The 22,091-nt window shown below is 67.0% G+C and carries 20 protein-coding genes and 1 pseudogene; 13 read left to right on the top strand and 8 right to left on the bottom strand.

Annotated elements, in window-relative coordinates; genetic code table 11:
- The 4 genes and pseudogenes from ABD243_RS00445 to purU all read left to right on the top strand — a co-directional run.
- A pseudogene (locus ABD243_RS00445) lies at nucleotides 1–336 on the top strand (lipoyl synthase); the annotation flags it as partial.
- Nucleotides 337–355: 19 nt separating this feature from the next.
- Nucleotides 356–1,189, top strand: coding sequence for a methylenetetrahydrofolate reductase (locus ABD243_RS00450; RefSeq protein WP_116768780.1), 834 nt, complete (start codon nucleotides 356–358; stop codon nucleotides 1,187–1,189).
- Nucleotides 1,179–2,618 (top strand): D-serine/D-alanine/glycine transporter, encoded by a 1,440-nt coding sequence (gene cycA, locus ABD243_RS00455; RefSeq protein ID WP_116768779.1) that lies wholly within the window; start codon nucleotides 1,179–1,181, stop codon nucleotides 2,616–2,618. Before ABD243_RS00450 ends, cycA begins: the two co-directional genes overlap by 11 nt.
- Before the next feature lie 42 nt (nucleotides 2,619–2,660).
- Nucleotides 2,661–3,527 carry a formyltetrahydrofolate deformylase gene (gene purU, locus ABD243_RS00460; protein ID WP_344360815.1) on the top strand — a complete coding sequence of 289 codons (867 nt, stop codon included), beginning with the start codon at nucleotides 2,661–2,663 and terminating at the stop codon, nucleotides 3,525–3,527.
- Between the two features lie 95 nt (nucleotides 3,528–3,622).
- Here the strand turns inward: purU and ABD243_RS00465 are convergent, their stop codons facing one another.
- The 5 genes from ABD243_RS00465 to acsA are packed head-to-tail and all read right to left on the bottom strand — an operon-like array spanning nucleotide 3,623 to nucleotide 9,205.
- Entirely contained in the window at nucleotides 3,623–3,865 is a 243-nt protein-coding gene (locus tag ABD243_RS00465) for an acyl carrier protein (RefSeq protein ID WP_344360817.1), read from the bottom strand.
- A 28-nt stretch (nucleotides 3,866–3,893) separates the two neighbouring features.
- The gene (locus tag ABD243_RS00470) at nucleotides 3,894–5,327 is read right to left on the bottom strand and encodes a 2-oxo acid dehydrogenase subunit E2 (RefSeq protein ID WP_344360819.1); all 1,434 of its coding nucleotides are present in this window, start codon (nucleotides 5,325–5,327) and stop codon (nucleotides 3,894–3,896) included.
- Nucleotides 5,320–6,300 (bottom strand): alpha-ketoacid dehydrogenase subunit beta, encoded by a 981-nt coding sequence (locus tag ABD243_RS00475; RefSeq protein WP_344360821.1) that lies wholly within the window; start codon nucleotides 6,298–6,300, stop codon nucleotides 5,320–5,322. Before ABD243_RS00475 ends, ABD243_RS00470 begins: the two co-directional genes overlap by 8 nt.
- Nucleotides 6,297–7,355, bottom strand: a complete 1,059-nt coding sequence (gene pdhA / locus ABD243_RS00480; RefSeq protein WP_344360823.1) for a pyruvate dehydrogenase (acetyl-transferring) E1 component subunit alpha — start codon at nucleotides 7,353–7,355, stop codon at nucleotides 6,297–6,299. Before pdhA ends, ABD243_RS00475 begins: the two co-directional genes overlap by 4 nt.
- Nucleotides 7,352–9,205 (bottom strand): acetate--CoA ligase, encoded by a 1,854-nt coding sequence (gene acsA, locus ABD243_RS00485; RefSeq protein WP_344360826.1) that lies wholly within the window; start codon nucleotides 9,203–9,205, stop codon nucleotides 7,352–7,354. The genes pdhA and acsA overlap by 4 nt, the downstream gene beginning before the upstream one ends.
- Nucleotides 9,206–9,317: 112 nt before the next feature.
- Here acsA and pyrE point away from each other — a divergent pair, with 112 nt between their 5' ends.
- The 4 genes from pyrE to ABD243_RS00505 all read left to right on the top strand — a co-directional run bounded on the left by pyrE (nucleotide 9,318) and on the right by ABD243_RS00505 (nucleotide 12,623).
- Nucleotides 9,318–9,902 carry an orotate phosphoribosyltransferase gene (gene pyrE, locus ABD243_RS00490; RefSeq protein ID WP_344360828.1) on the top strand — a complete coding sequence of 195 codons (585 nt, stop codon included), beginning with the start codon at nucleotides 9,318–9,320 and terminating at the stop codon, nucleotides 9,900–9,902.
- Nucleotides 9,903–10,000: 98 nt separating this feature from the next.
- Nucleotides 10,001–10,774 (top strand): GAF and ANTAR domain-containing protein, encoded by a 774-nt coding sequence (locus tag ABD243_RS00495; protein ID WP_116768771.1) that lies wholly within the window; start codon nucleotides 10,001–10,003, stop codon nucleotides 10,772–10,774.
- A 95-nt stretch (nucleotides 10,775–10,869) separates the two neighbouring features.
- Nucleotides 10,870–11,418 carry a hypothetical protein gene (locus ABD243_RS00500; RefSeq protein ID WP_116768770.1) on the top strand — a complete coding sequence of 183 codons (549 nt, stop codon included), beginning with the start codon at nucleotides 10,870–10,872 and terminating at the stop codon, nucleotides 11,416–11,418.
- A gap of 164 nt (nucleotides 11,419–11,582) precedes the next feature.
- The gene (locus ABD243_RS00505; protein ID WP_425547093.1) at nucleotides 11,583–12,623 is read left to right on the top strand and encodes a thioesterase domain-containing protein; all 1,041 of its coding nucleotides are present in this window, start codon (nucleotides 11,583–11,585) and stop codon (nucleotides 12,621–12,623) included.
- A gap of 5 nt (nucleotides 12,624–12,628) precedes the next feature.
- On the opposite strand, the gene ABD243_RS00510 is transcribed toward ABD243_RS00505, so the two are convergent.
- Entirely contained in the window at nucleotides 12,629–13,483 is an 855-nt protein-coding gene (locus tag ABD243_RS00510; protein ID WP_091256758.1) for an HAD-IIA family hydrolase, read from the bottom strand.
- Between the two features lie 197 nt (nucleotides 13,484–13,680).
- Between ABD243_RS00510 and ABD243_RS00515 the strand changes: the two genes are divergently transcribed.
- The 4 genes from ABD243_RS00515 to ABD243_RS00530 all read left to right on the top strand — a co-directional run bounded on the left by ABD243_RS00515 (nucleotide 13,681) and on the right by ABD243_RS00530 (nucleotide 17,936).
- Entirely contained in the window at nucleotides 13,681–14,259 is a 579-nt protein-coding gene (locus ABD243_RS00515) for a TrmH family RNA methyltransferase (RefSeq protein WP_344360849.1), read from the top strand.
- Nucleotides 14,260–14,343: 84 nt separating this feature from the next.
- Nucleotides 14,344–16,320 (top strand): S53 family peptidase, encoded by a 1,977-nt coding sequence (locus tag ABD243_RS00520; RefSeq protein WP_344360835.1) that lies wholly within the window; start codon nucleotides 14,344–14,346, stop codon nucleotides 16,318–16,320.
- 168 nt (nucleotides 16,321–16,488) lie between these two features.
- Nucleotides 16,489–17,508 carry a class II fructose-bisphosphate aldolase gene (gene fbaA / locus ABD243_RS00525; protein ID WP_116768767.1) on the top strand — a complete coding sequence of 340 codons (1,020 nt, stop codon included), beginning with the start codon at nucleotides 16,489–16,491 and terminating at the stop codon, nucleotides 17,506–17,508.
- A gap of 2 nt (nucleotides 17,509–17,510) precedes the next feature.
- On the top strand, nucleotides 17,511–17,936 hold the full coding sequence (locus tag ABD243_RS00530; protein ID WP_116768766.1) for a DUF3151 domain-containing protein: 426 nt from the start codon (nucleotides 17,511–17,513) through the stop codon (nucleotides 17,934–17,936).
- 216 nt (nucleotides 17,937–18,152) lie between these two features.
- Here ABD243_RS00530 and ABD243_RS00535 read toward each other — a convergent pair whose 3' ends face one another.
- Nucleotides 18,153–18,785, bottom strand: a complete 633-nt coding sequence (locus tag ABD243_RS00535) for a uracil-DNA glycosylase family protein (RefSeq protein WP_116768765.1) — start codon at nucleotides 18,783–18,785, stop codon at nucleotides 18,153–18,155.
- 243 nt (nucleotides 18,786–19,028) lie between these two features.
- A complete protein-coding gene (locus ABD243_RS00540) occupies nucleotides 19,029–20,267 on the bottom strand; it encodes a cobalamin-independent methionine synthase II family protein (RefSeq protein WP_344360841.1) in 1,239 nt (412 codons plus the stop codon).
- Nucleotides 20,268–20,695: 428 nt separating this feature from the next.
- On the opposite strand from ABD243_RS00540, the gene ABD243_RS00545 reads away from it, so the two are divergent.
- Nucleotides 20,696–21,985, top strand: a complete 1,290-nt coding sequence (locus ABD243_RS00545; protein WP_091255587.1) for an adenylosuccinate synthase — start codon at nucleotides 20,696–20,698, stop codon at nucleotides 21,983–21,985.
- The last annotated feature ends 106 nt before the right edge of the window (nucleotides 21,986–22,091 follow it).

Here is a 22,091-nt window from a genome sequence, read left to right on the forward strand (position 1 = left end):
GACGAGATTTCCGAGGCCCTGCGGGACCTGCACGAGGCCGGCTGCGACCTCATCACGATCACCCAGTACCTGCGCCCGTCCGAACGGCACCTTCCGGTGGGCCGCTGGGTCAAGCCGCAGGAATTCGTGGACCTGCAGCAGGAAGCGGACGAGATCGGCTTCCTGGGCGTCATGTCCGGACCCCTGGTGCGCTCCTCCTACCGCGCCGGCCGGCTCTGGGCCACCGCGATGCGCAAGAAAGGCTGGGAAATCCCGGCCCAACTCGCCCACATCGAAAGCTCCGGCAGCACCCGCCAGGAAGCCAGCTCCATCCTCGCCGCGCACGCCGGCGTCTGACACCTGCAGAGGACTAACGATGATCCCCACCAGAATCGAAATCATCCCTTCAGAGGGAATCGTGGAGCAGGTCACGGCCCTGGTGCCCTTGAGCACCACGCTTACCGTCACGTGCCTGCCCCACCACGGCATCGAGCGGACCATGCGTGCCGCGGTGCAGCTTAGCCTGCACGGCTACTCCGTCATTCCGCACCTCGCGGCGCGGAGCCTGCCTGGTCGTGTCGAGCTGACCGAAATCCTCCGCGACTGCAATGTTGCCGGCATCGGTGAGGTGTTCGTGATCGGCGGAGACCGGAAGCAGCAGGCCGGTCCGTACGGGTCCGCCCTCCCGGTGCTGGAAGACATCGCGCAGTACACCGGCGGAGTGATGCGGGCAGGCGTTGCGGGCTACCCGGAGGGACACCCCGCTGTGGGTGCCCTGGACCTCGTGGACGCCCTGCTGGCCAAGCAGCACCTGGCCACGCATGTCGTCACGCAGATGTGCTTCTCCGCGCCGAAGATCCTTGACTACGCGGCGCTCCTCCGCCGGGAAGGCGTGCAACTGCCCGTCTGGGCCGGGGTGGCCGGGGCCGTCCCGCGGACCAAGCTGGTTTCCCTCGCCGCGCAGATCGGCGTCGGAAGTTCCCTGAAGTTCCTCAGCCGCAAGGGGCCGTTGGCACGCAAGCTCCTGAGCGGGGACAGGTACTCGCCCCAGAGTCTGGTGACGGGTCTGCAAAGCCAGCCCGGCAGCATCGCGGGCATCCATCTCTACAGCTTCAACAACCTTGACGCGGTCCCTGACGGGCCGGATCAAGCGTTAACCCCAGCAGCACTTCAGCCGGCATTGATTCGAAGGGCAACACGTGACAACTAGAGTCGTAACTTCCCACCAGGAACCGCACCTTGAGCGGCAGCTCAGCAACAGGCACATCCAGCTTATTGCGATCGGCGGCGCCATCGGCACCGGCCTGTTCATGGGCTCGGGCAAGACGATTTCGGCGGCCGGACCCTCCGTCATCTTCGTGTACATGATCATCGGCTTCATGCTGTTCTTTGTCATGCGGGCGATGGGCGAACTGCTGCTGAGCAACCTGAACTACAAGTCCTTCAGCGACTTTGCCGCGGACCTACTGGGCCCCTGGGCAGGCTTCTTCACCGGCTGGACCTACTGGTTCTGCTGGGTGATCACCGGGATTGCGGATGTCATCGCCATTGCGGGCTACTCGCAGGAACTCTGGCCGGCGCTACCTTTGTGGATCCCCGGCCTGGTTACCATCGCCATCCTGCTGCTGCTGAATCTGGCCACGGTGAAGGCGTTCGGCGAGACGGAGTTCTGGTTCGCGCTGATCAAGATTATCGCCATCGCGGCACTGATCGTGGTGGGTCTGTTCATGATTTTCAGCGGGTTCAGCTCCGACGCCGGACCGGCCAGTTTCAGCAACTTGTGGAGTCACGGCGGCTTCTTCCCGAATGAATTCATGGGCTTCGTGGCCGGTTTCCAGATTGCCGTGTTCGCTTTTGTGGGCATTGAGCTGGTGGGCACCACGGCTGCCGAGGCCAAGGACCCGGAGAAGAATCTGCCCAAGGCGATCAACTCCATTCCCATCCGTGTGCTGCTCTTCTACGTGGGCGCCCTGATCATCCTGATGTCCGTCATCCCGTGGACCCAGTTCCAGGCCGGCCACAGCCCCTTCATCGCCATGTTCTCACTGGCCGGCCTGGGTGCCGCCGCCACCGTGGTGAACCTGGTGGTCCTGACCTCGGCGATGTCCTCGGCCAACTCCGGTATCTACTCCACTTCACGCATGGTGTACGGACTGGCCCAGGAAGGTGACGCTCCCGGCGTGTTCGGCGGGCTCTCCCGGCGGAAGGTCCCGCAGAACGCCCTGTTCCTCTCCTGCGTACTGCTGCTCTCAGGCGTGGTGCTGATGTACGCGGGACAGGACATCGGCAAGGCCTTCGACATGGTGACCACCGTGTCCGCTGTCTGCTTTGTCTTCGTGTGGTCCATCATCCTGGCCAGCTACATCGCCTTCCGCCGGCGCCGCCCGCAGCTGCACGACGCATCCAAGTTCAAGATGCCCGGCGGCATTGCCATGGTCTGGGTTGTCTTCGCTTTCTTCGGTTTCGTGCTCTGGACGCTGACCACCCAGCCTGACACGCTCACGGCCCTGCTATTCACCCCGGTGTGGTTCATTTTGCTCGGCATCGCATGGTACATCCTGCGCCGCCGCCCCACGCACCTGGCCCGCTACGCGACGTTCCAGGCCGAACTCGCCCGGGACATGGAACAGGAAGCCTGAGCAATGAACACCACACCGACGACGGGTTCGCCCCAGGAACCCATGGAACATACAGCCACGTCTGAACACGTGCTCACTCTCGACTGCCGGGAGTCTCCCGGTATCGTCCACGCGATCTCGGGGTTCCTGCTGGACCACGGCTGCGACATCATCGACAACAAGCAGTACGGAGACCGCGGGGAAGGGCACTTCTTCATGCGCGTCCACTTCTCCTCTGCCCCGGAGTCCTTCAGCACCGAGCAGCTGCGCCGCGACTTTACGGTCCTGGCGGAGAAATGGCAGATGAACTGGCAATTGGAACCGCACGGCCGCAAACGCCGTGTCCTGGTCATGGTGTCCAGGATGGGCCACTGTCTCAATGACCTTCTGTTCAGGGCGCGGACAGGCGACATCCCCGTGGAAATCGTCGCCGTGGTCTCCAATCATCGCGATCAGGAGGGGCTGGTGCAGTGGCACGACATCCCGTTCTTCCACCTGCCGGTGACCAAGGACTCCAAGCCGGCGGCCGAAGCCAGGCTTCTGGAAATCGTTGACGAATTCGACGTGGAACTCGTGGTCCTGGCCCGCTACATGCAGGTCCTCAGTGACGGACTATCAGCCAAACTCGCGGGACGGACCATCAACATCCACCACTCCTTCCTGCCGAGCTTCAAGGGGGCCAAGCCCTACCACCAGGCCTACGACCGCGGGGTGAAGACCGTGGGCGCCACCGCCCACTACGTCAATGCCGAGCTGGATGAGGGCCCGATCATCTCGCAGCAGGTCATCGACGTGGACCATACCTACACCGCCGACGACCTCGTGGCGGTGGGCAGGGATGCCGAGTGCGCCGCCCTGCGCAATGCCGTGCGCTGGCACTGCGAGGGCAGGGTCCTGCTCCTCGGCAACCGGACCGTCGTCTTGCGGTAGGACAGGTCCTATTGGTCGACCCTCGCCGCCGTCGATTGCTCCGTAACCGCCCTTTAGAGCCTCCAAATGGGCGGTTACGGAGCAGTCGCTGGGGGTTAGCCGTGTGCCGCGAGGTAGCCGATCAGGCCCTTGACGGTGGCAACGGCCGGGTAGTCGCGCTCCGGAATGTCCACGCCGGTGGCCTTGTCGATGGTTTCCACGAGCCGCAGGAAGTCCAGCGAATCGAGTTCCAGGTCCTGGCGCAGCCGGGCGTCCTCGTCGACGTCGTCGAAGTCGACGTCGGGGGCCACTTCGCCGATCGCGGCGTGCACGGCCGCCCGGGCGTCCTGTTCGTTCATGGTTCCTCCGCTTTCCTGGCGTTGGGTGTCACAGATGCTCGGGCTCTTGCAACAGCTCGTTGATCAGGGCCAGGTAGCGGCCGCCGCGCAACCCGTCGCTGACCCGGTGGTCCGCCGAGAGCGTCGCAATGACAGCGTGCCGGACCCCGAGGAGCCCGTTTTGGGCCCAAGGCTGTTCCGTCACGCGGCCGAAACCCACCATCGCGACCTGGGGCGGGTAGATCACGCCGTAGACACTGTCCACGCCGAGGTCTCCGAGGTTGGTCACCGTCAGGGTTGGATCGGCCATCTCGGCGCGCAACAGACGCCCCGCCCGGGCCCGGCTGACAAGATCCCGCAACTGCTCCATCAGCACGTCCAGGGGCAGGGTGTCGGCGTCGTGGATGGCGGGGGCCACCAGGCCGCCCTGTCGCAGGGCCACCGCGACGCCCAGGTGCACCGCCGCACTGGGCCGGAACCCCCCGCCGTCGTAGAAGCCATTCACTTCGGGGACTTCCTTGGCCGCGAGCGCCGCGGCCTTGAGCAGGAGCGCGGAGGGGACCAGCCGGGCGGCGACGGGCCGGTGCGCGTTGACGGACTGCATCCACTCGACGCCGGCCCGGAGGTCCAGCGTGGTGCTGAGGTAGTAGTGCGGGATGGTCTGCTTCGAACGCGTCATCAGGGCGCCGATGGCGCGGCGCAGGCTGGCCACGCGCTCGCGGGCCTCCGACGACGGCTTCCCTTTAGCCGGCGCTTCCGGTTCCGGAGCAGCGGGTGCGGCTTCCAGCCCTGAAACCGCGACGGCGGCCTCCGGGAGGACGGCCCCCGGGGGACCGGCTTCGGGACGCGCCTCCGCGGGCCCTGCCGGCGGAACGGCTGCTGCGGCGTCCTGCACGTCGGTCACTGTCACGGCGCCATCCGGGCCGGTGCCGGCCACGGCGGACAGCTCGATCCCGAGTTCCGCCGCGAGCCGCCGGGCCCGCGGCGTGGAGCGCACCCTGGCCGCGCTGCCGGGCCGGGCCGCCCTGGCATGTTCCACATCCGCCCGCGTGATGGCGCCGGCTTTGCCGGTGCCATGGATCCTGCCGGTGTCCACGCCCAGACGGTGCGCCAAATGCCGCACCGGCGGCGCGATCGGGGGACCGGCCGTGGCCGCCGGTGCTTCCGGAGCGCGAGGCTTGACAGCGGGGGCTTTCGACGGCGCCCGCGCCGGGGGCGCCTCATGAACCGGTGCCCCCACCTCGGCGGGGGTCTGGGTGATCCGGGCCAGCGGGGTTCCCACCGGAACGGTTTCGCCGATGCCCACCAGGAGGTCTGCCACGACGCCCTCCTGGAAGGACTCCACATCCATGACGGTCTTGTCCGTGTCCACGACTGCCACGAGGTCGCCGCGGCGCACGTAGTCACCGGGCTTGACGAGCCATTCGACCAGCTTGCCGTGCTCCATGTCAGCCCCGAGCGAGGGCATGAGGAAGTCACCCACCGGCGTCCACCGTCTCCTTGGCGGCGGCGACGACCCGTGCCGCGGAAGGCAGGGCGGCCAGCTCGAGGTGCTTGGCGTAGGGGATCGGCACCTCGGCGCTGCAGACCCGGCCCACCGGCGCATCTAGGTCGAAGAACACCTGCTCGGTGATCCGGGCACTCACCTCGGCCGACAGGCTGCCGCTGCGCCAACCTTCATCGACCACCACAGCCCGGTGGGTCCGGGTCACGGATGCCATGATGGCGGCGTCGTCGAGCGGGCGGAGCGTGCGCAGGTCCAGGACCTCGGCATCGATCCCGTCGGCCGCGAGCTGTTTCGCGGCGTCGAGCACGGCGGGGAGGGTCCCGCCGTAGGTGATCAGCGAGATGTCGTTGCCGGGGCGCCGGATGGCGGCCGTGTCGATGTCTACCGGCCCGGCGTCGTCGGCCAGATCCCCGGGGACGTTATACAGCGAGCCGTGCTCGAAGATCAGCACGGGATCCGGGTCCTGAAGCGCAGTCCACAGCATGCCGCGGGCGTCTTCGAGGGTAGCCGGGGCGAGGATCCGCAGGCCCGGGATATGCGCATACCAGCCCTCGAGGCTGTGCGAGTGCTGGGCGCCGAGCTGGCGGCCGGCACCCGTGGTCATCCGGATCACGAGCGGCACGTGGAACTGCCCGCCGGACATGTGCAGCAAGGTGGCGGCGTTGTTCACGATCTGGTCGAGGGCCAGAAGGCTGAAGTTAACCGTCATGATTTCCACGATCGGGCGCATGCCGCCAAGCGCGGCCCCGATCCCGGCGCCGACGAACCCGGACTCGGACAGCGGGGTATCGCGGATCCGGTCCGGGCCGAACTCCTCCAGCAGGCCCAGGCTGACCGCGAACGAGCCGCCGTAGGCGCCCACGTCCTCACCCATCAGGAACACGCGTTCGTCGCGGATCATGGCGTCGCGGATGCCCGCGCGGAGCGCTTCGCGGTAGCTGGATTTCATGGCGCGCCGGTTTCCTTCCCTGCAGGCTGCGTGCCGGTGCCGGGGCCGGCACCGTCTCCGGTGCCGCGCTCGCTGTACACAAAGCGGGTCAGTTCCTCCACCGGCTCCGGTGTTCCGGCCTCGGCGAAGTCGACGGCGGCCGCGATTTCCGCTTGCGCGTCCGCCTGCAGCTGCTCCCACTCGGCGGCCGAGAGCTGGCCCGCGGACTCCAGCGCGGTCCGCAGCAGCGTGATCGGGTCCCGCTCCATCCACCGCGCCACCTCGTCCTTGGCCCGGTAGCGTTCGGGATCGAACATCGAGTGGGCCCGGAAGCGGTAGGTCCGCAGCTCCAGGAAATGCGGGCCGCCGCCGGAGCGGACGGCGTCCACCGCGCGCCGTGCGCCCTCCTGGACGGCCAGGACATCCATGCCGTCCACGGCCCACGCCGGGATCTCATATGCGGCGGCCTTGAGGGCGATGTCCGTCTGAGATTCGGAGCGGGCCAGGGCGGTTCCCATGGCATAGAGATTGTTCTCGCAGCAGAACAGCACAGGCAGCTGCCACAAGGCCGCCAGGTTCAGGCTCTCGTGGAATTCGCCTTCGGCCACCGCACCTTCGCCGAAGAAGCACGCCGTGACATTGGAGCGTCCCGCCATCTTGTCGGCGAGCGCCAGGCCGACGGCGAGCGGCAGGCCCCCGGCGACGATCGCGTTCCCCCCGAAGAACCGGGTGGCGGCGTCGAAGAGGTGCATTGAGCCGCCGCGCCCGCGGCAGCACCCTTCAACGTAGCCGTACATTTCGGCGAGGATCGCCCCGGCCGAGACGCCCCGCAACAGCGCGTGGCCGTGCTCCCGGTACGTCGCGACCACGGCGTCCTCCGGTCCCAGGGACGCCAGGACGCCGGCGGCAACGGCCTCCTCGCCAATGTAGACGTGCAGGAAGCCGCGGATCTTGGCGGCGCTGTAGAGCTCGACGCATTTCTCTTCGAGCTGGCGGACGCGCAGCATCTGCAGCAGCAGGTGCCGGCCTTGGGCCGCGTCCACGGCGCCCCCGCCCGGGCCTGGGGTGCCGGTCATTTCGGTTCCAGCCCTGTGCCGGCCGCGTCAGGCGGGGTAGCGTTCGGCGGGGGAGTCTCGATGGTGGAGGTGTCACCCTCGGGCAGCCCGAGCTCGCGGGCCTTGAGCAGGCGCCGGAGTATCTTTCCGCTGCGGGTCTTGGGCAGCGCGGTGGTGAAGTCGAGCAGCCGCGGCGCGACGGCCGGACCCAGCCGCTTGCGGGCGAAGCCGATGATGTCCAGCGCCAGCTCCCCGGACGGCTCCCAGCCGCTCCGGAGCTCAACGAAGGCCTTGACCACTTCGCCCGCCACCGGGTCCGGGACACCGATCACGCCGGCCTCGGCCACGGCGGGGTGCTCCATGAGGGAACTCTCCACCTCGAACGGGCCGATCAGGTGCCCCGAGGATTTGATGACGTCGTCGCCCCGGCCCACAAACCAGTAGTAGCCGTCGGCGTCGCGTTTGGCGAGATCCCCGGTCAGGTACCAGCCGCCCGCGAAGCAGCGGCGGTAGCGTTCCTCCTCATGCAGGTAGCCGCGGAACATGGAGGGCCAGCCGGGCCGCAGGGCCAGTTCACCCATGGTGTCCGGGGCCGTGACCAGGACGGCTTCGCCGTCGCGGATGACGGGCTTGCCGTCCGCGTCCCGGACCACGAGGGCCGCTTCTACGCCCGGGAGCGGCCGGCCCATGGAGCCGGGCCGGATCTCGGTGGCGGCGTAGTTGGAAATCATGATGCCGCCTGTTTCGGTCTGCCACCAGTTGTCATGCACCGGCTGGCCGAAGGCCTCTTGCCCCCACACCACCACCTCCGGGTTGAGCGGCTCGCCGACGCTGGCGACGAAGCGCAGGGCGGAGAGGTCGTGTCCCGCGGCGTGGTCGGCCCCGGCCTTCATGAGCATGCGCAGGGCCGTCGGGGCCGTGTACCAGACCGTGACCCCCTGTTCGGCGAGGATCCGGTACCACCGGTCCGCGTCCATTTCCTCCTCGTCCACGATGGCCGTCACCCCGTGGCTCAAGGGCGCGATCACGCCGTACGAGGTTCCCGTGACCCAGCCGGGGTCGGCCGTGCACCAGTAGACGTCATCGGGGTGCAGGTCCAGGGCGAAGGTGCCGGTCGCGTGGTGGGCGGTCACGGCGTCGTGCACGTGGATGGCGCCCTTCGGAGTGCCGGTGGTGCCGGACGTGAAGTGCAGCAGGGCCATGTCCTCCGGCTGGGTGGCTGCGATGTCCCCGTCCGGCGGGGCTTCGCGCATGAGGGCGGCGAGGTCCAGGGTCCCGGGCTCGGGATCGCCGTCGGCGTCGATGAGCAGGACGTGGCGCAGGTCGGGGAGCTGCCCGCGCAACTGCGCGATTTTCTTGCGGTACAGCGCCCGCGTGGTGACCAGCGCCCGGCCGGAGCCCAGCGTGAGGCGCTGCCGCACGGGCTCGGGGCCGAACGCGGAGAACAGCGGGCAGAACACGCTCGCGTTCTTGAACGTGCCGAGCACGGCGATATACAGGTCGGGCCCGCGGCCGGTGAGGGAGAACACCCGTTCCCCGCGGCCGACGCCGAGGCTGCGGAGGACCCCGGCGAAGCGGTTGGTCTGTTCGGCGAGTTCGGCGTAGCTCAGTGAATGGGTGCTGCCATCGGCGCGGACAAACCGCAGGGCCTCCCGGCCGGCGCCGCTGCCGGCTGCGTGCCGGTCCACGGCCTCGTAGGCGATGTTGAGGCCGCGGCCCCCGGGGAGCCCGGACAGTGCACGGCGGCCCTCATCCCAGGTAAATGCCGCGCAGGCCGCGTCATAATCCACCAGGTTCGGCCGGATCCGGAAACTGCCGATGTCTTTGGTGATCGCAGGCCAGCGGATGGATGGTTCGGTTCCTGCCGTCATGGTTCCATCGGACTCCCGTGCGCCGGTGCCGCCAAGAGTAAAAGGTCCCGGCCCCCGACATATGGGCGCCCGGCTGGGAATCCGCGGCGGACCAGCCACTAAACTGGGACCCATGACTGCCACCCGTGACTTCGCAGCCGACGCTGCCTCTGCCCGTGCCCGACTCCTGGAACTGATCAAGGAGCTGGCCGTCGTCCGCGGCAAGGTCATCCTCTCCAGCGGCGCGGAGGCGGACTACTACATCGACTTGCGCCGCATCACCCTGCACCACGAGGCATCCAAGCTGGTGGGGCAGGTCATGCTCTCCCTGATGGACGACGCCGGGATCGACTTTGATTGCGCCGGCGGGCTCACCATGGGGGCAGACCCGGTGGGCACGGCCGTCATGCACGCCGCCGTCGACGCCGGCCGTCCGGTGGACGCGTTCGTCGTCCGCAAGGAGCAGAAGTCCTACGGCATGGGCCGCCAGGTGGAAGGCCCCTCGGTCGAGGGCCGCCGGGTCCTGGTCCTGGAAGACACGTCAACCACCGGCGGCTCCGCGCTGACCGCCGTCGAGGGCGTTCGCAAGGCCGGAGGCAACGTTGTGGCCGTCGCCGTGATCGTGGACCGCGACACGGGAGCCAAGGAAAAGATCGAAGCCGAAGCCGGTGTTCCGTACCTCTTCGCGTTCGGCAAGGACGAACTGGGCCTGAGCTAGGCGTTTCACCGGCGGCGGACACGTATGGACCGTGCTTTGGGGGTGACTTATCATTTCTTAAATACCCCCATCGGTACCCGCCTCTGGAGAAACGCGCCATGCTTCCGCCCAATGAAGATTTGACGACTGAGTCCATCAGCACTGTCGACCAGGTCCAGAACCTGATCCTGGACAGTGCGGACTTTGAAGAGTTCCTGAACGAACTCGCGCGTTTTTCCGCGCACCAGGTGGCCGGTGAGGGCGACGACGCGCTGTGCGGGATCACCTTGCTGCGGGACCGGAAGGCCGCGACGATCGGCTGGAGCAGTGAGTCTGCCCGGGAAGTGGACGAGATCCAGTACCGGCTGGCCCAGGGGCCGTGCCTGACGGCGGCGCAGGAGGAGCGCGAGGTCTACGTGCCGGACCTTTTTGAGGAAGACCGCTGGGGTCCGGACTACGCCAACGCCGTGGCCTCGCACGGGCTGCGTTCGGTGCTCTCCGTGCCGTTCCATCTCCAGGGCGAAGCCCAGGCCGCTTTGAACCTGTACTCGGACGTGCCGCGCAAGTTCGACGGTGACGTCGCGGACCGGGCGCGCGACTACACCCGGCAGATATCCCAAGCCCTGCGCATGGCCGTGCGCTTTTCCCTGCACACGGACAGCGCCACGAACCTGCGCGCCACCCTCGAGTCCCGGACCGTCATCGACATGGCGATCGGGATCGTCATGGCGCAAAACCGCTGCGACCAGCAAACCGCGGTCCGGATCCTCACGGATGCCTCCAGCAACGGCAACGTGAAGCTGCGCGACATCGCCACCTCGCTCGTGCAGTCCGTGGGCGGAACCGATACCCGGACCCATTACGAGGAGCCGGGCCGGCGCCAGGCCGGCTAAACCGGCAGTCTCCTATGACTTGTGCCCAACCAGCGGTGCGGATACGCTGGTTGCGGTTGAGCCGTCGGCCATAGACATCCTTCTTTGGAGTACCTATGGACCAGTCACTGCAAGCCCACGTCAAGCTCGATGTCGTTTCCGACGTCGTCCGGATTGACGTCCGGGGGAGCCTCACGCAGATCTCCCGCCCTTCCCTGATGCAGATCATTCAGCGCGTCCGCCGGATGGGCATCACCGCGCACATCCGCGTCGACCTCGGCCGCGCCGCGTTCGTGGAATCGTCGGCGCTGGCCGGCCTGCGCAACGACCTCAACGCGATCGACGGCGGAAGCGCCGGCTCGGAGACCGCCGGCATACCGGCGTCCGGCAGCGGCGTTTCCCTGGAACTGACCCCGCGCTTTGATGACCCCGCCGCGTTGCAGACATTGGACATGTCCGGGGAGCTCATGGCTTCGGTGGACGCCTCGGGCACCAGGCGGTTGACCCGGTTCTCCGACGACGAACTCCTCGCCGCGAGTGACTCCGTGTTCGGCCTGCTGGACGACCCCGCTGGCATGGCCCGCGCCGAACTTCTGGCGACCTATGACGAGATCGGCATGGAAATCAGCCGCCGCGAGGTCGGCCGCGAGCCCGAACCCGCTTAGCCGGTCAAGGGTGCCGACGGGGTCCGGGACGGGCGCCGGGACGGCGCCAACGGGGCCTAGGACGGCACTGAGGACTGCGCTCCGTTTGGCCTTCCGTACGGCGTTCCAGTCCTAGGGAAGGGCGCCGTTTCTCTTCCCCGCCGGAGCGTGGTTACGGTAGTGATGTGCCGGCAGAGATGGAACCGAACCATCCGCGAGGCCCCGGTTCTGCCGAGGCCCGCCTGCTCCGCCACGCCGTCGAACTCAAGCGGTTTTCCCGGCGCACGTTCCTGGTCGGCGCCGGGTCCGCGTCACTGCTGGCGGCCGACATGCTGTTCACCCAGCGCGTGCAGGAGGAGCGGCGCGTCAATCGGATCCTTGAAGTGAAGGACGATGTCGCGGAACGGTATTTTCCCCACGCCAGCTGGATCCTGTTCCCCGGCTACAAGACGAGCTGGGAAGAAGCACTGTGGATCCTGAACGCCCTGCGCGGTTCGCTGAACAAGCGGGGCCAGCTGGCCGCCGTCGGGTATTCCAACGAGGGGCTGGACATCGATGAGGTGGTGATCGCCGTGATCGAGCACGTCCGCGCCCACCAGCTCACCACCCTCTATTTCTACGGCCACAGCTTCGGCGGCATGGTGGCAACCCAGGTGGCCGCCCGGCTGCGCGAGCTCCACGGCGTCGAAGTGGCGTTCATCCTGCTCGACTCCAGCCCTGCGAGCCGGTATGACGTGCTGGATCAGAGCTGGTTCGAGGGTGTGGTGCTGCTCTACGAGAGCGGCTTCCGTTTCCCCACCGTCCTGCGCGGCGGCTACGAGCTCGGCGAGAGGATGCTGCACAAGAATGAGCGCAGCTGGAGCCAGATCCTGGACCAGACGCTGGAGCAGTTGTCGCCAATCGCGCCTTCCAGCGTGCTGATCCAGTCCGAATCCGCCTTCATCTACCACTTTGACGCCGGCAGGTTCGTCGGCAAGCTCGGGGGCACGAAGATGGCCTTCATCGGCAACCCCCGGGACCAAACGGTGGACTACGAGACCGCCCGGGACGCGTGGTCACTGACCTTCAAAGCCAACATGGTCTCGGACAATCTGCGCACAGACGGGGCCAAGCCGGAACACGCCAGCCCCGGCTGGAGCCCGTTCGTCTACCGCCCCATCATCGAAAAACTGCAGGACGATTTCTTCCCGCTGCCCACCGGCGGCGGGAAGAAAGCCGTGGTCTGACGGGGTCAGATCTGGTTCTTGAGGTCCGCCACGGAATTCAGGATCTGGTTCGGCCGGAACGGGTACGCGGCGATGTCGTCCCGGTGCGTGATGCCGCTGAGCACCAGCACCGTGTGCAGTCCCGCTTCCATGCCTGCGATGATGTCGGTGTCCATGCGGTCGCCGATCATGGCCGTGGTTTCCGAATGGGCGTCAATCTGGTTCATGGCCGAACGGAACATCATCGGGTTGGGCTTGCCCACGATGTACGGTTCACGGCCCGTGGCCTTGGTGATGAGGGCAGCGATGGCGCCGGTGGCGGGCATGGGGCCGTCCTTCGACGGGCCGGTGGCGTCCGGGTTCGTGGCGATGAAGCGGGCGCCGGCCAGGATGAGGCGGATCGCCATGGTGATGGCTTCAAAGGAGTAGGTGCGGGTCTCGCCGAGCACCACGAAGTCCGGGTTCTGGTCGGTGAGGATGAAGCCTGCCTCGTGGAGCGCCGTCGTGAGCCCTGCCTCGCCGATCGTGTAGGCGCGGTTCCCCGACTCCGAGCCGCGGACCTGGTCCTTGAGGAACTGGGCCGTGGCCAGGGCCGAGGTCCAGATGTTCTCCTCGGGGATTTCCAAGCCGGAGGAGCTCAGCCGGGCCGCGAGGTCCCGGGGCGTGAAGATCGAGTTGTTGGTCAGTACGAGGAACCGCTTGGAGGTATCCACCCAACGCTGGATCAGCTCCGAGGCACCCGGGATGGGCTGGTTCTCGTGGACCAGCACGCCGTCCATGTCCGTCAGCCAGCACTCGATTTCCTGGCCGCTGCGGTACATCGAAGCCCGGGAACGTGCCTCTTCTGACTCTGTCAGCTGGTCTTCGCGCTCTTCTGCCATGGTGTCCTCCGCCGTAAGTGTGCCGCTTCCAGAGTCCAGTCTAATGTTGAGGCGTGACTGAACCTGAGATCCCCCGCGCCGCCGGTGCAACGCCTGACGCCGACCCTTCGGCCGACTCGACGGCAGAGACTGCGGCAGCGACTGCGACAGAGACAGAACCCAAACCGGAGGTCGGCGTCGGCCCCTGGGACGGCGATCTGCCGGAGGGCGAGCACTGGGACCCGGACCTCCTGGCGGACGGCGACCGGCGCAACGTGGTGGACAAGTACCGCTACTGGAAGCACGAAGCGATCGTCGCTGACCTGGACTCCCGACGCCACAACTTCCACATCGCCATCGAGAACTGGCAGCACGATCTCAACATCGGCACCGTGGTCAGGACCGCCAACGCGTTCCTGGCCAAGGAGGTCCACATCATCGGACGACGCCGCTGGAACCGGCGGGGGGCCATGGTTACCGACCGCTACCAGCACATCCGCCACCACCCCACCGTGGAGGACTTCGTGACCTGGGCGCAGGGGGAGGGGCTCGCGATTATCGGGATCGACATCTTCCCGGATTCCGTGCCGCTGGAGACCTACGAACTGCCCAAGGACTGCGTCCTGGTCTTCGGCCAAGAAGGACCGGGCCTGACCTCGGAGGTCCACGACGCCGCCCTCGCCACGTTGTCGATCGAGCAATTCGGCTCCACCCGCTCCATCAACGCCGCCTCCGCCGCGGCCATCGCGATGCACGCGTGGATCCGCCGCCACGTGTTCGGGCAGGTAGTTTCCTGAGGCACCTATAGTCAGATCGGCGTTTGCCGTTTAGGCTCTGGCCTGTGTGGGCGCAAAGGGCGCCCGCCTAGGGGAAGACATCTCATGAAGAAGGTCTCAACTTCGCATTCCCGGCGCGCCACGCGCCTGCTGGCCCTTGGAACTTCACTTGCCTTTGCCGTCGGCCTGACCGCGACGGCCGCGGTCGCCGCCCCGCCGACGCCGCCGCCGTCGAACAACTACCCGGGTTCAGTGCCCCCGTGGGCAGGCTCCCGCGCCAAGACCGGCATCCCGCTAAGCAATACGACGGTCGAGGGCGAGATCTACCTGAACCTCCCCGACGCCGGAGCAGCCAAGGCGTTTGCGACGGCCGTGTCCACGCCGGGAAATCCGCAGTACCAGCAGTACCTTTCGCCCCCGGACTGGATCGCCAAGTACGGGCCGGCCAAGACCGACGTCGCTGCTCTCGTTGACTACCTGAAGGGGCAGGGCATGGTGGTCACCTCGGTCCCTGCGAGCGGCCTCTACGTGGTCTTCCGCGGCACCGTCGCCCAGATCAATGCGGCTTTCAGCACGACCGAGCAGACCTATGCCTTCCAGGGCCAGAGCCTGATCGGCCCGTCTACCGCGCCGTCCCTGCCGGCGAACCTCGCCGCCAAGGTCCAGGCGATCTCTATCGACCAGGGGCGGCTGCTCACCCGCCCCTCGCTGGCAACCGCGGGCTCCTCGGATCAGGCCCAGACATCAGGCAAGCCCGTCGGCCCGGCGCCGGTTGATGCGCCGTGCTCCAACTACTGGGAACAGAACAAAGTGACCGTTCCTGCGGCGTACGGCGCAACGAGCTTCGGCACCGCTATCTGCGGCTACATCCCGGCGCAGCTGCAGGGCGCCTACGGGGTGACGTCCCCGTCGACGGCCGGCGCGGGCCAGACTGTGGCGATCATCGACGCCTACGCCTCGCCGAGCATCGAATCGGACGCGAACACGTATTCGCAGAAGAATGGCCTCCCGGCCTTCAAGACCGGGCAGTACCAGCAAATCGTGCCGGATTCCCGGTTGTTCATGGACCAGGCCCTGTGCGGACAGCCCAGCGGCTGGCAGGGTGAGCAGACGCTCGACGTCGAGGCCGTGCACGGACTCGCCGCCGCCGCGAATATCCTCTACGTCGGGGGGAACAACTGCGGCGCGGGCATCGACGTCGCGATGTCCACCATCCTGGACCAGAAGCTCAGCACCATCGTCAGCAACAGCTACGGCTACGTCGGCGAGGCGGTCTCCCCGAACGCGCTGATGGGCATGCAGAACATTCACCTTCAGGCGGCAGGCGAAGGCGTCGGGCTCTACTTCTCCAGCGGAGACAACGGGGACGAGAAGGCGAGCCTGGGCTACGCGTCGCCGGACTTCCCGGCCAGCTCGCCGTTCGTTACGGCCGTCGGCGGAACCAGCCTGGCCGTGGGCAAGAACAACGATTACCTGTTCGAAACCGGCTGGGGAACCACCCGCAACCGGATCGTCGCGAACCCCGACGGCAGCCTCGGCTACGCCGGTGACCTGCCGGGTGTATTCCGTTTCGGCGCCGGCGGCGGGACGAGCGCGGTGTTCGACCAGCCCGACTACCAGAAGGGCACGGTCCCGGCCGCGCTGGCCAACGGCTACAGGGTCTCCCCGGATGTCGCCTCCCTTGCCGATCCGTACACCGGCTACCAGGTGGGGATCAGCCCGATCACCAACGACCACTCTCTCAACACCGGTTCCTATGAAACCACCGGGTACGGCGGAACCTCGCTGGCGTGCCCCCTGACCGCGGCGCAGATGGCGATCGCACAGTCCGCGACCGATAAGACCGTCGGCTTCGCCAACCCGGCCATCTACGCGGCGGCGAAGACGGCCGCCTCGGGAGCGCGGGACGTGATGCCCCAGATCAACCCCCAGGCCATGGTCTTCTCCAGCCCGGTCAGCGGCAACAGCTACCTGGTCGGCACCGACAAGGACACCTCACTGTCCACCTCGCCAGGCTATGACGACGTCACCGGCGTCGGCAGCATGACCGTCCCGTTCGCGACGAGCATCGCGGGACAGTAGCCGCACGACGGCGCACCGCCAACGGCGGCCGCGTAACACGTCTGCCCGCGTCTGTCGCCGGGTCCGGGAACATTTCCTGGACCCGGCTTCACGTATTCGGCTCCGGGGCGCACGTGGCTAGGATGTACATAGCCATGTAGCTACCACTGCTTTCGACGAGGAGTCAGCATGCCCATTGCAACCCCAGAGATCTACTCCGAGATGATCGACCGTGCAAAGACGGGCGGCTTCGCATTCCCGGCCGTCAACGTCACGTCCTCCCAGACCCTGAACGCTGCGCTGCGCGGCTTCGCCGAGGCCGAGTCCGACGGCATCGTGCAGGTCTCCACCGGCGGTGCGGCTTACTGGTCCGGCGCGTCCACCAAGGACATGGTTGCCGGCTCCCTGGGCTTTGCCGCGTTCGCCCGCGAGGTCGCCAAGAACTACGGCGTCAACATTGCCCTGCACACGGACCACTGCCCCAAGGACAAGCTCGACGGCTTCGTGCTCCCGCTCCTCGCCGCGTCCGAGGCCGAGGTCAAGGCCGGCCGCAACCCGCTCTTCAACTCGCACATGTGGGACGGCTCCGCCGAGACCCTGCAGGAAAACCTCCGCATCGCCCGTGAACTGCTGGAGCGCACCGCTGCAGCCAAGATGATCCTCGAGGTCGAGATCGGCACGGTTGGCGGCGAGGAAGACGGCGTCGAGAACGCCATCAACGACAAGCTCTACACCACGGTCGAGGACGCCCTGGCCACCATCGACGCCCTCGGTTCCGGCGAAAACGGCCGCTACATCACGGCCCTGACCTTCGGCAACGTGCACGGCGTGTACAAGCCCGGCGGCGTCAAGCTGCGCCCGGAGATCCTCAAGGACATTCAGGAGCAGGTGGGCGCCAAGATCGGCAAGGCCAACCCGTTCGACCTCGTCTTCCACGGCGGTTCCGGCTCTTCGGAGAAGGAGATCGCCGACGCCGTGTCCTACGGCGTGATCAAGATGAACATCGACACGGACACCCAGTACGCCTACACCCGCCCCGTGGTGGACCACATGTTCCGCAACTACGACGGCGTCCTGAAGGTCGACGGCGAGGTCGGCAACAAGAAGCTCTACGACCCCCGCGTCTGGGGCGCCTCCGCCGAGGCCGGTCTGGCCGCCCGAGTGGTCGAGGCCGCCCAGCAGCTGGGCTCCACCGGCAAGACCTTCTAGTCATGTCCGACGAGTTCCGCAAGAACCTGATGGGTCCCGAGCCCACGCTCCTGCCTGCCGAGACTGAGATCTACCAGCACCTCGCGCTCGGCCAGGAAGCCCTGGACCTCGTGGCGAAGTACCCCACCTCCTCGCTCCTGTGGGCCATCCTGGCCGAGGAGGCGTGGACAGAGGGCCGCACCATCGATTCCTACGCGTACTCGCGGGTCGGCTACCACCGCGGCCTGGATTCGCTGCGCCGCAACGGCTGGCGCGGTGTGGGACCGATCCCGTGGGAGCACGAACCCAACCGCGGCTTCCTGCGCGCCCTCTACTCGCTGGGCCGCGCGTCCGCCGCTATCGGCGAGGCCGAAGAACCGGAGCGGATCGAAAAGTTCCTCAACGATTCCGATCCCGGCGCCAAGGCGGCCATCGAAGCCCAGGGCTGAGAAGACGCCAGACGACGCAACGCGGGGTCACCTGCCGTCCATTCCCGTGACCGGGACGGGCGGTACGTGACCCCGCGTTGTGGTTTAAGCGAAGGAATAACGTGCGACGGCGGGCCCCCACCGTGAGGTGAGGACCCGCCGTCGGCGGATTCGTGGGAGGGCCCACGCCCGCCGGGTTCCCTGGCCGAGCTTGCGAGGTTAGGGGGCGGGTGGGGATCAGCTCGCCTTGGCCAGGCCCGTCCGGGCCATGGCATCCGCGTAGGCCGTGTGCATTTCCGCCAGGTACTCCTCCTGGCGGACCGGGGTCCCGGCGAAGGCGCGGCCGCTCAGCGAGCGGACCTTGTAGGTCTTGAGGCCGCGGCGCCAGATCATGGGCACTTCGGTCTTCAGCAGCAGGTTGGCCAGGCGGTTGGCTTCGGTGCCATGGGCCACGATCACCGAGGCGCGGGGCACGAGGGCCAGGAACTTCAGCAGCGGCTTGAGGCCGGCGGAAATCTGGTCCGGCGTGAACTTGCCGTTGGCCTCGCCGGGGACGTACCAGGGGTGGACGTTCCACGGCATGACGAATTCGGGGCGCAGGCCCAGCTTCCACTGGATGCCGAGCATGCGGGTGGCCGCCTCGTCGTCGCCGGCGGTGATGAAACCTGACGAGTCCGCGGTGCCGATGTTGGAGTAGAGGCTGATGATGCGGCACTCATCGACATCGTGCATGGGGTCCACGTAGGGGACAGAGGTGCCAGCCTTGGTTGCCTGGAGAGCGTCACAGAGCTCATTGACGGGGGCGACGTTAGGTTCGTACCGGCGGCTCAGGAGCTCTTCGCGGAAATTTTCAGTGGCCAGGGCTGTCATATGTTGCTGGGTCTCCTGCGGGATTGGCAAAGCTGCCACACCGGACGCGGGCACGCCGAATACAGGGCATGAAGAGCATTGGTGTGGTTTGAAAATGTGGTGTGGACCGATTCGTGATCGATCCTTATCAGTCTATCAAGCCCCGCGAAATGCGGCACCGGCCCGTGCCCCGGCGGCCCGGCCGGTGCCTTGGGGACGGCGTCACGATGGCCCGGCCGGTGCCTTGGTGGCGTCCGGGCGCTGCTACCAGAGGCGCTTGGTGGCGCGGCGGGCGCCCTCGCCGAGGGCCTCCAGCTTGGCGTAGGCAATTTGCGGATGCACCCTGCCGCCCAGCCCGCAGTCGGTGGATGCGATCACGTTCTCGCGTCCCACGAGCTCCGCGAAGCGCACGATCCGGTCCGCCACGAGGTCCGGGTGTTCCACGACGTTTGTGGCGTGGGAGACGACACCGGGGATGATCACCTTACCCTCGGGAAGCGTGGTGTCTTCCCACACCCGCCACTCGTGCTCGTGCCGGACATTGGCCGCTTCGAAGGAATAGCCGCCGGCGTTGACCTGCAGGACCGAGCCGACGATGTCCGCGAACGGGATGTCCGTGGTGTGAGGGCCGTGCCAGGAACCCCAGCAGACATGCAACCGGATCTTGTCCTGCGGGAGGTCGCGCAGCGCCCAGTTCGTGGCTTCGACCCGGAGCTGAATGAACTTCAGGTAGTCCTCGAGGCTCGGCTCGGGGTTGATCTGGTCCCAGCTCTCGGCCAGGGACGGGTCATCGAGCTGGACCGTCAGGCCGGCGTCGATGATGGCTTTGTATTCCTCGCGCATCGCGTCGGCGCAGGCGTAGAGGAGTTCCTCGTCGCTCGTGTAGTACTCGTTGGCCACGCGGGCGCACGAACCGGGGGAGAGCGACGCGACGAATCCCTCGGTGAGGCCGGCCGCGGCCAGGCCCGTCTTGAGGTTGGCGACGTCCGAGGCCACGAGTGCCTGGCCGGTGTACGTCAGCGGCCCCGCGATCTTGGGCTGCGTCACGGCACGACGGTGCGCCAGGATCCCCGAGGAGGGGTCGTTGTAGGCGTCATTGAACTTCTGCCGGTCCCGGCGGTCGGGGAACGAGGTCAGGACGATGTTGCCCGGCGAGGAACGGTGCACCTTGGCGTCGGCCCAGCGGTCCACGTCGGTCGGTTCCAGGCCGCCGAGGCGGGAGAAGGAATAGTTCCACCAGGCGCCGTAGTCCACGGAGCTGGACATCGTGTGCCCGTACTCGCCGTCGTTGGCGATGTCGATGCCGAGATCCTTCTGGCGCCGGACGACGTCAACCACCGAGGTTTGCAGCAGGTCCAGGAATTCGGGCGTGATGCCGTCGGCCTCTTTGGCCTCGTTCGCGGCGATCAGCTCAGGCGTGCGGGGCAAAGAGCCGGCGTGGGTGACGCGGATGTGGTCGACGTTCCGGGAAGTTTTGTTCTGGAGCTCGGTCTTTTCGGACATGGCGCGGTTTCCTTTCCATCGGTCCTGGCAGTAGCACCGGTGCCGGTCACGGCGGCCGCGGTTTGGCGGGCTGTGTCCGGGAGGGTTGCTGCGGCGTCAATGGTCCAGGTCCCTCGGCCGCTCGGGATGGTCACTCTCACTTAATTCCACCCCGGCCCGTCCCGCAAGTCGCGCCCACTATGTGTCGGGCATGGACTGGTGGAAGATGCAGTTGGCGTTCACCGCAGCCTAGCTCCCGGTCCGAGCAAGGACCCAAAGCGATGCCGGTCACCGTTTTCGGCTAAACTTGGGTGGTAAGAGCCCCGGAACTCTGGCGTTGGGTAAGAGCACAGCGGTAGATTCGGGGCATTCTCATGAACGGCGCTGAGCTGCGGTGGCCACCTGGTCAATCGCACGCAGTTCGGCCCGAACGAATGGGGGAGGATCCCATGCCAGCAATCGTGATCGTCGGAGCCCAGTGGGGCGACGAAGGCAAAGGAAAGGCCACCGACCTGCTCGGCGGCCGGGTTGACTACGTCGTCAAGCCCAACGGCGGCAACAACGCCGGGCACACCGTCGTCGTAGGCGGTGAGAAGTATGAGCTCAAGCTCCTTCCTGCCGGCATCCTGAGCCCGAACGCGGTTCCGATCATCGGCAACGGCTGCGTGGTGAACCTGGAAGCCCTGTTCCAGGAAATCGACGGCCTCGAGGCCCGCGGCGCGGACACGTCCCGGCTGCGCGTCTCCGCCAATGCCCACCTCGTGGCGCCGTACCACCAGGTCCTGGACAAGGTCACCGAACGTTTCCTCGGCAGCCGCGCCATCGGCACGACCGGCCGCGGCATCGGCCCGGCATACATGGACAAGGTGGCCCGGCTCGGCATCCGCGTCCAGGACGTCTTCGACGCCTCGATCCTGCGCCAGAAGGTCGAAGGATCGCTGCGCCAGAAAAACGAGCTCCTGGTCAAGGTCTACAACCGCCGCGACATCGAGGTGGACGAGATCGTGGAGTACTTCCTGTCCTTCGCCGAACGCCTCCGTCCGCTGGTCATTGACAGCACTTTCGTCCTGAACACCGCCCTGGATGAGGGCAAGGTGGTCCTCATGGAGGGCGGCCAGGCCACCTTCCTCGACGTCGACCACGGCACCTACCCGTTCGTCACGTCCTCCAACCCGACCGCCGGCGGCGCCTCCGTGGGCTCCGGCATCGGTCCCACCCGCATCTCGCGCTCCATCGGCATCATCAAGGCGTACACCACACGCGTGGGCGCCGGACCGTTCCCCACGGAACTGTTCGACGAGATGGGCATGTACCTGCAGAAGACCGGCGGTGAGTTCGGTGTCAACACCGGCCGCCCCCGCCGCTGCGGCTGGTACGACGCAGTCCTGGCCCGCCACGCCTCCCGCGTCAACGGCTTCACCGACTACTTCGTCACGAAGCTGGACGTGCTCACAGGTATCGAGCAGATCCCGGTCTGCGTGGCCTACGACGTCGACGGCGTGCGGCACGACGAAATGCCCATGACCCAGACCGAGTTCCACCACGCCAAGCCGATCTTCGAGTACTTCGAAGGCTGGACCGAGGACATCACCGGCGCCCGCACCCTGGAAGACCTGCCGGAAAACGCCCGGAACTACGTCCTGGCGCTGGAGAAGCTCTCCGGCACCCGTTTCTCCGCGATCGGCGTCGGACCGGACCGCGACCAGACGATCGTCGTCAACGACCTGATCAACGACTAACGCTTTAGAAGCTGACGCCCGACGGCGGCGGGTCACCCTGGGGCGGTTTCTAGGGGTCGTTGCAACACCTGTTGGTTAGGTGGTTAGTAGTAAATCACGTAGGCGC

Origin of the sequence: Arthrobacter humicola (assembly GCF_039531445.1) — a bacterium.
GTDB classification, from domain to species: Bacteria; Actinomycetota; Actinomycetes; order Actinomycetales; family Micrococcaceae; genus Arthrobacter; species Arthrobacter humicola.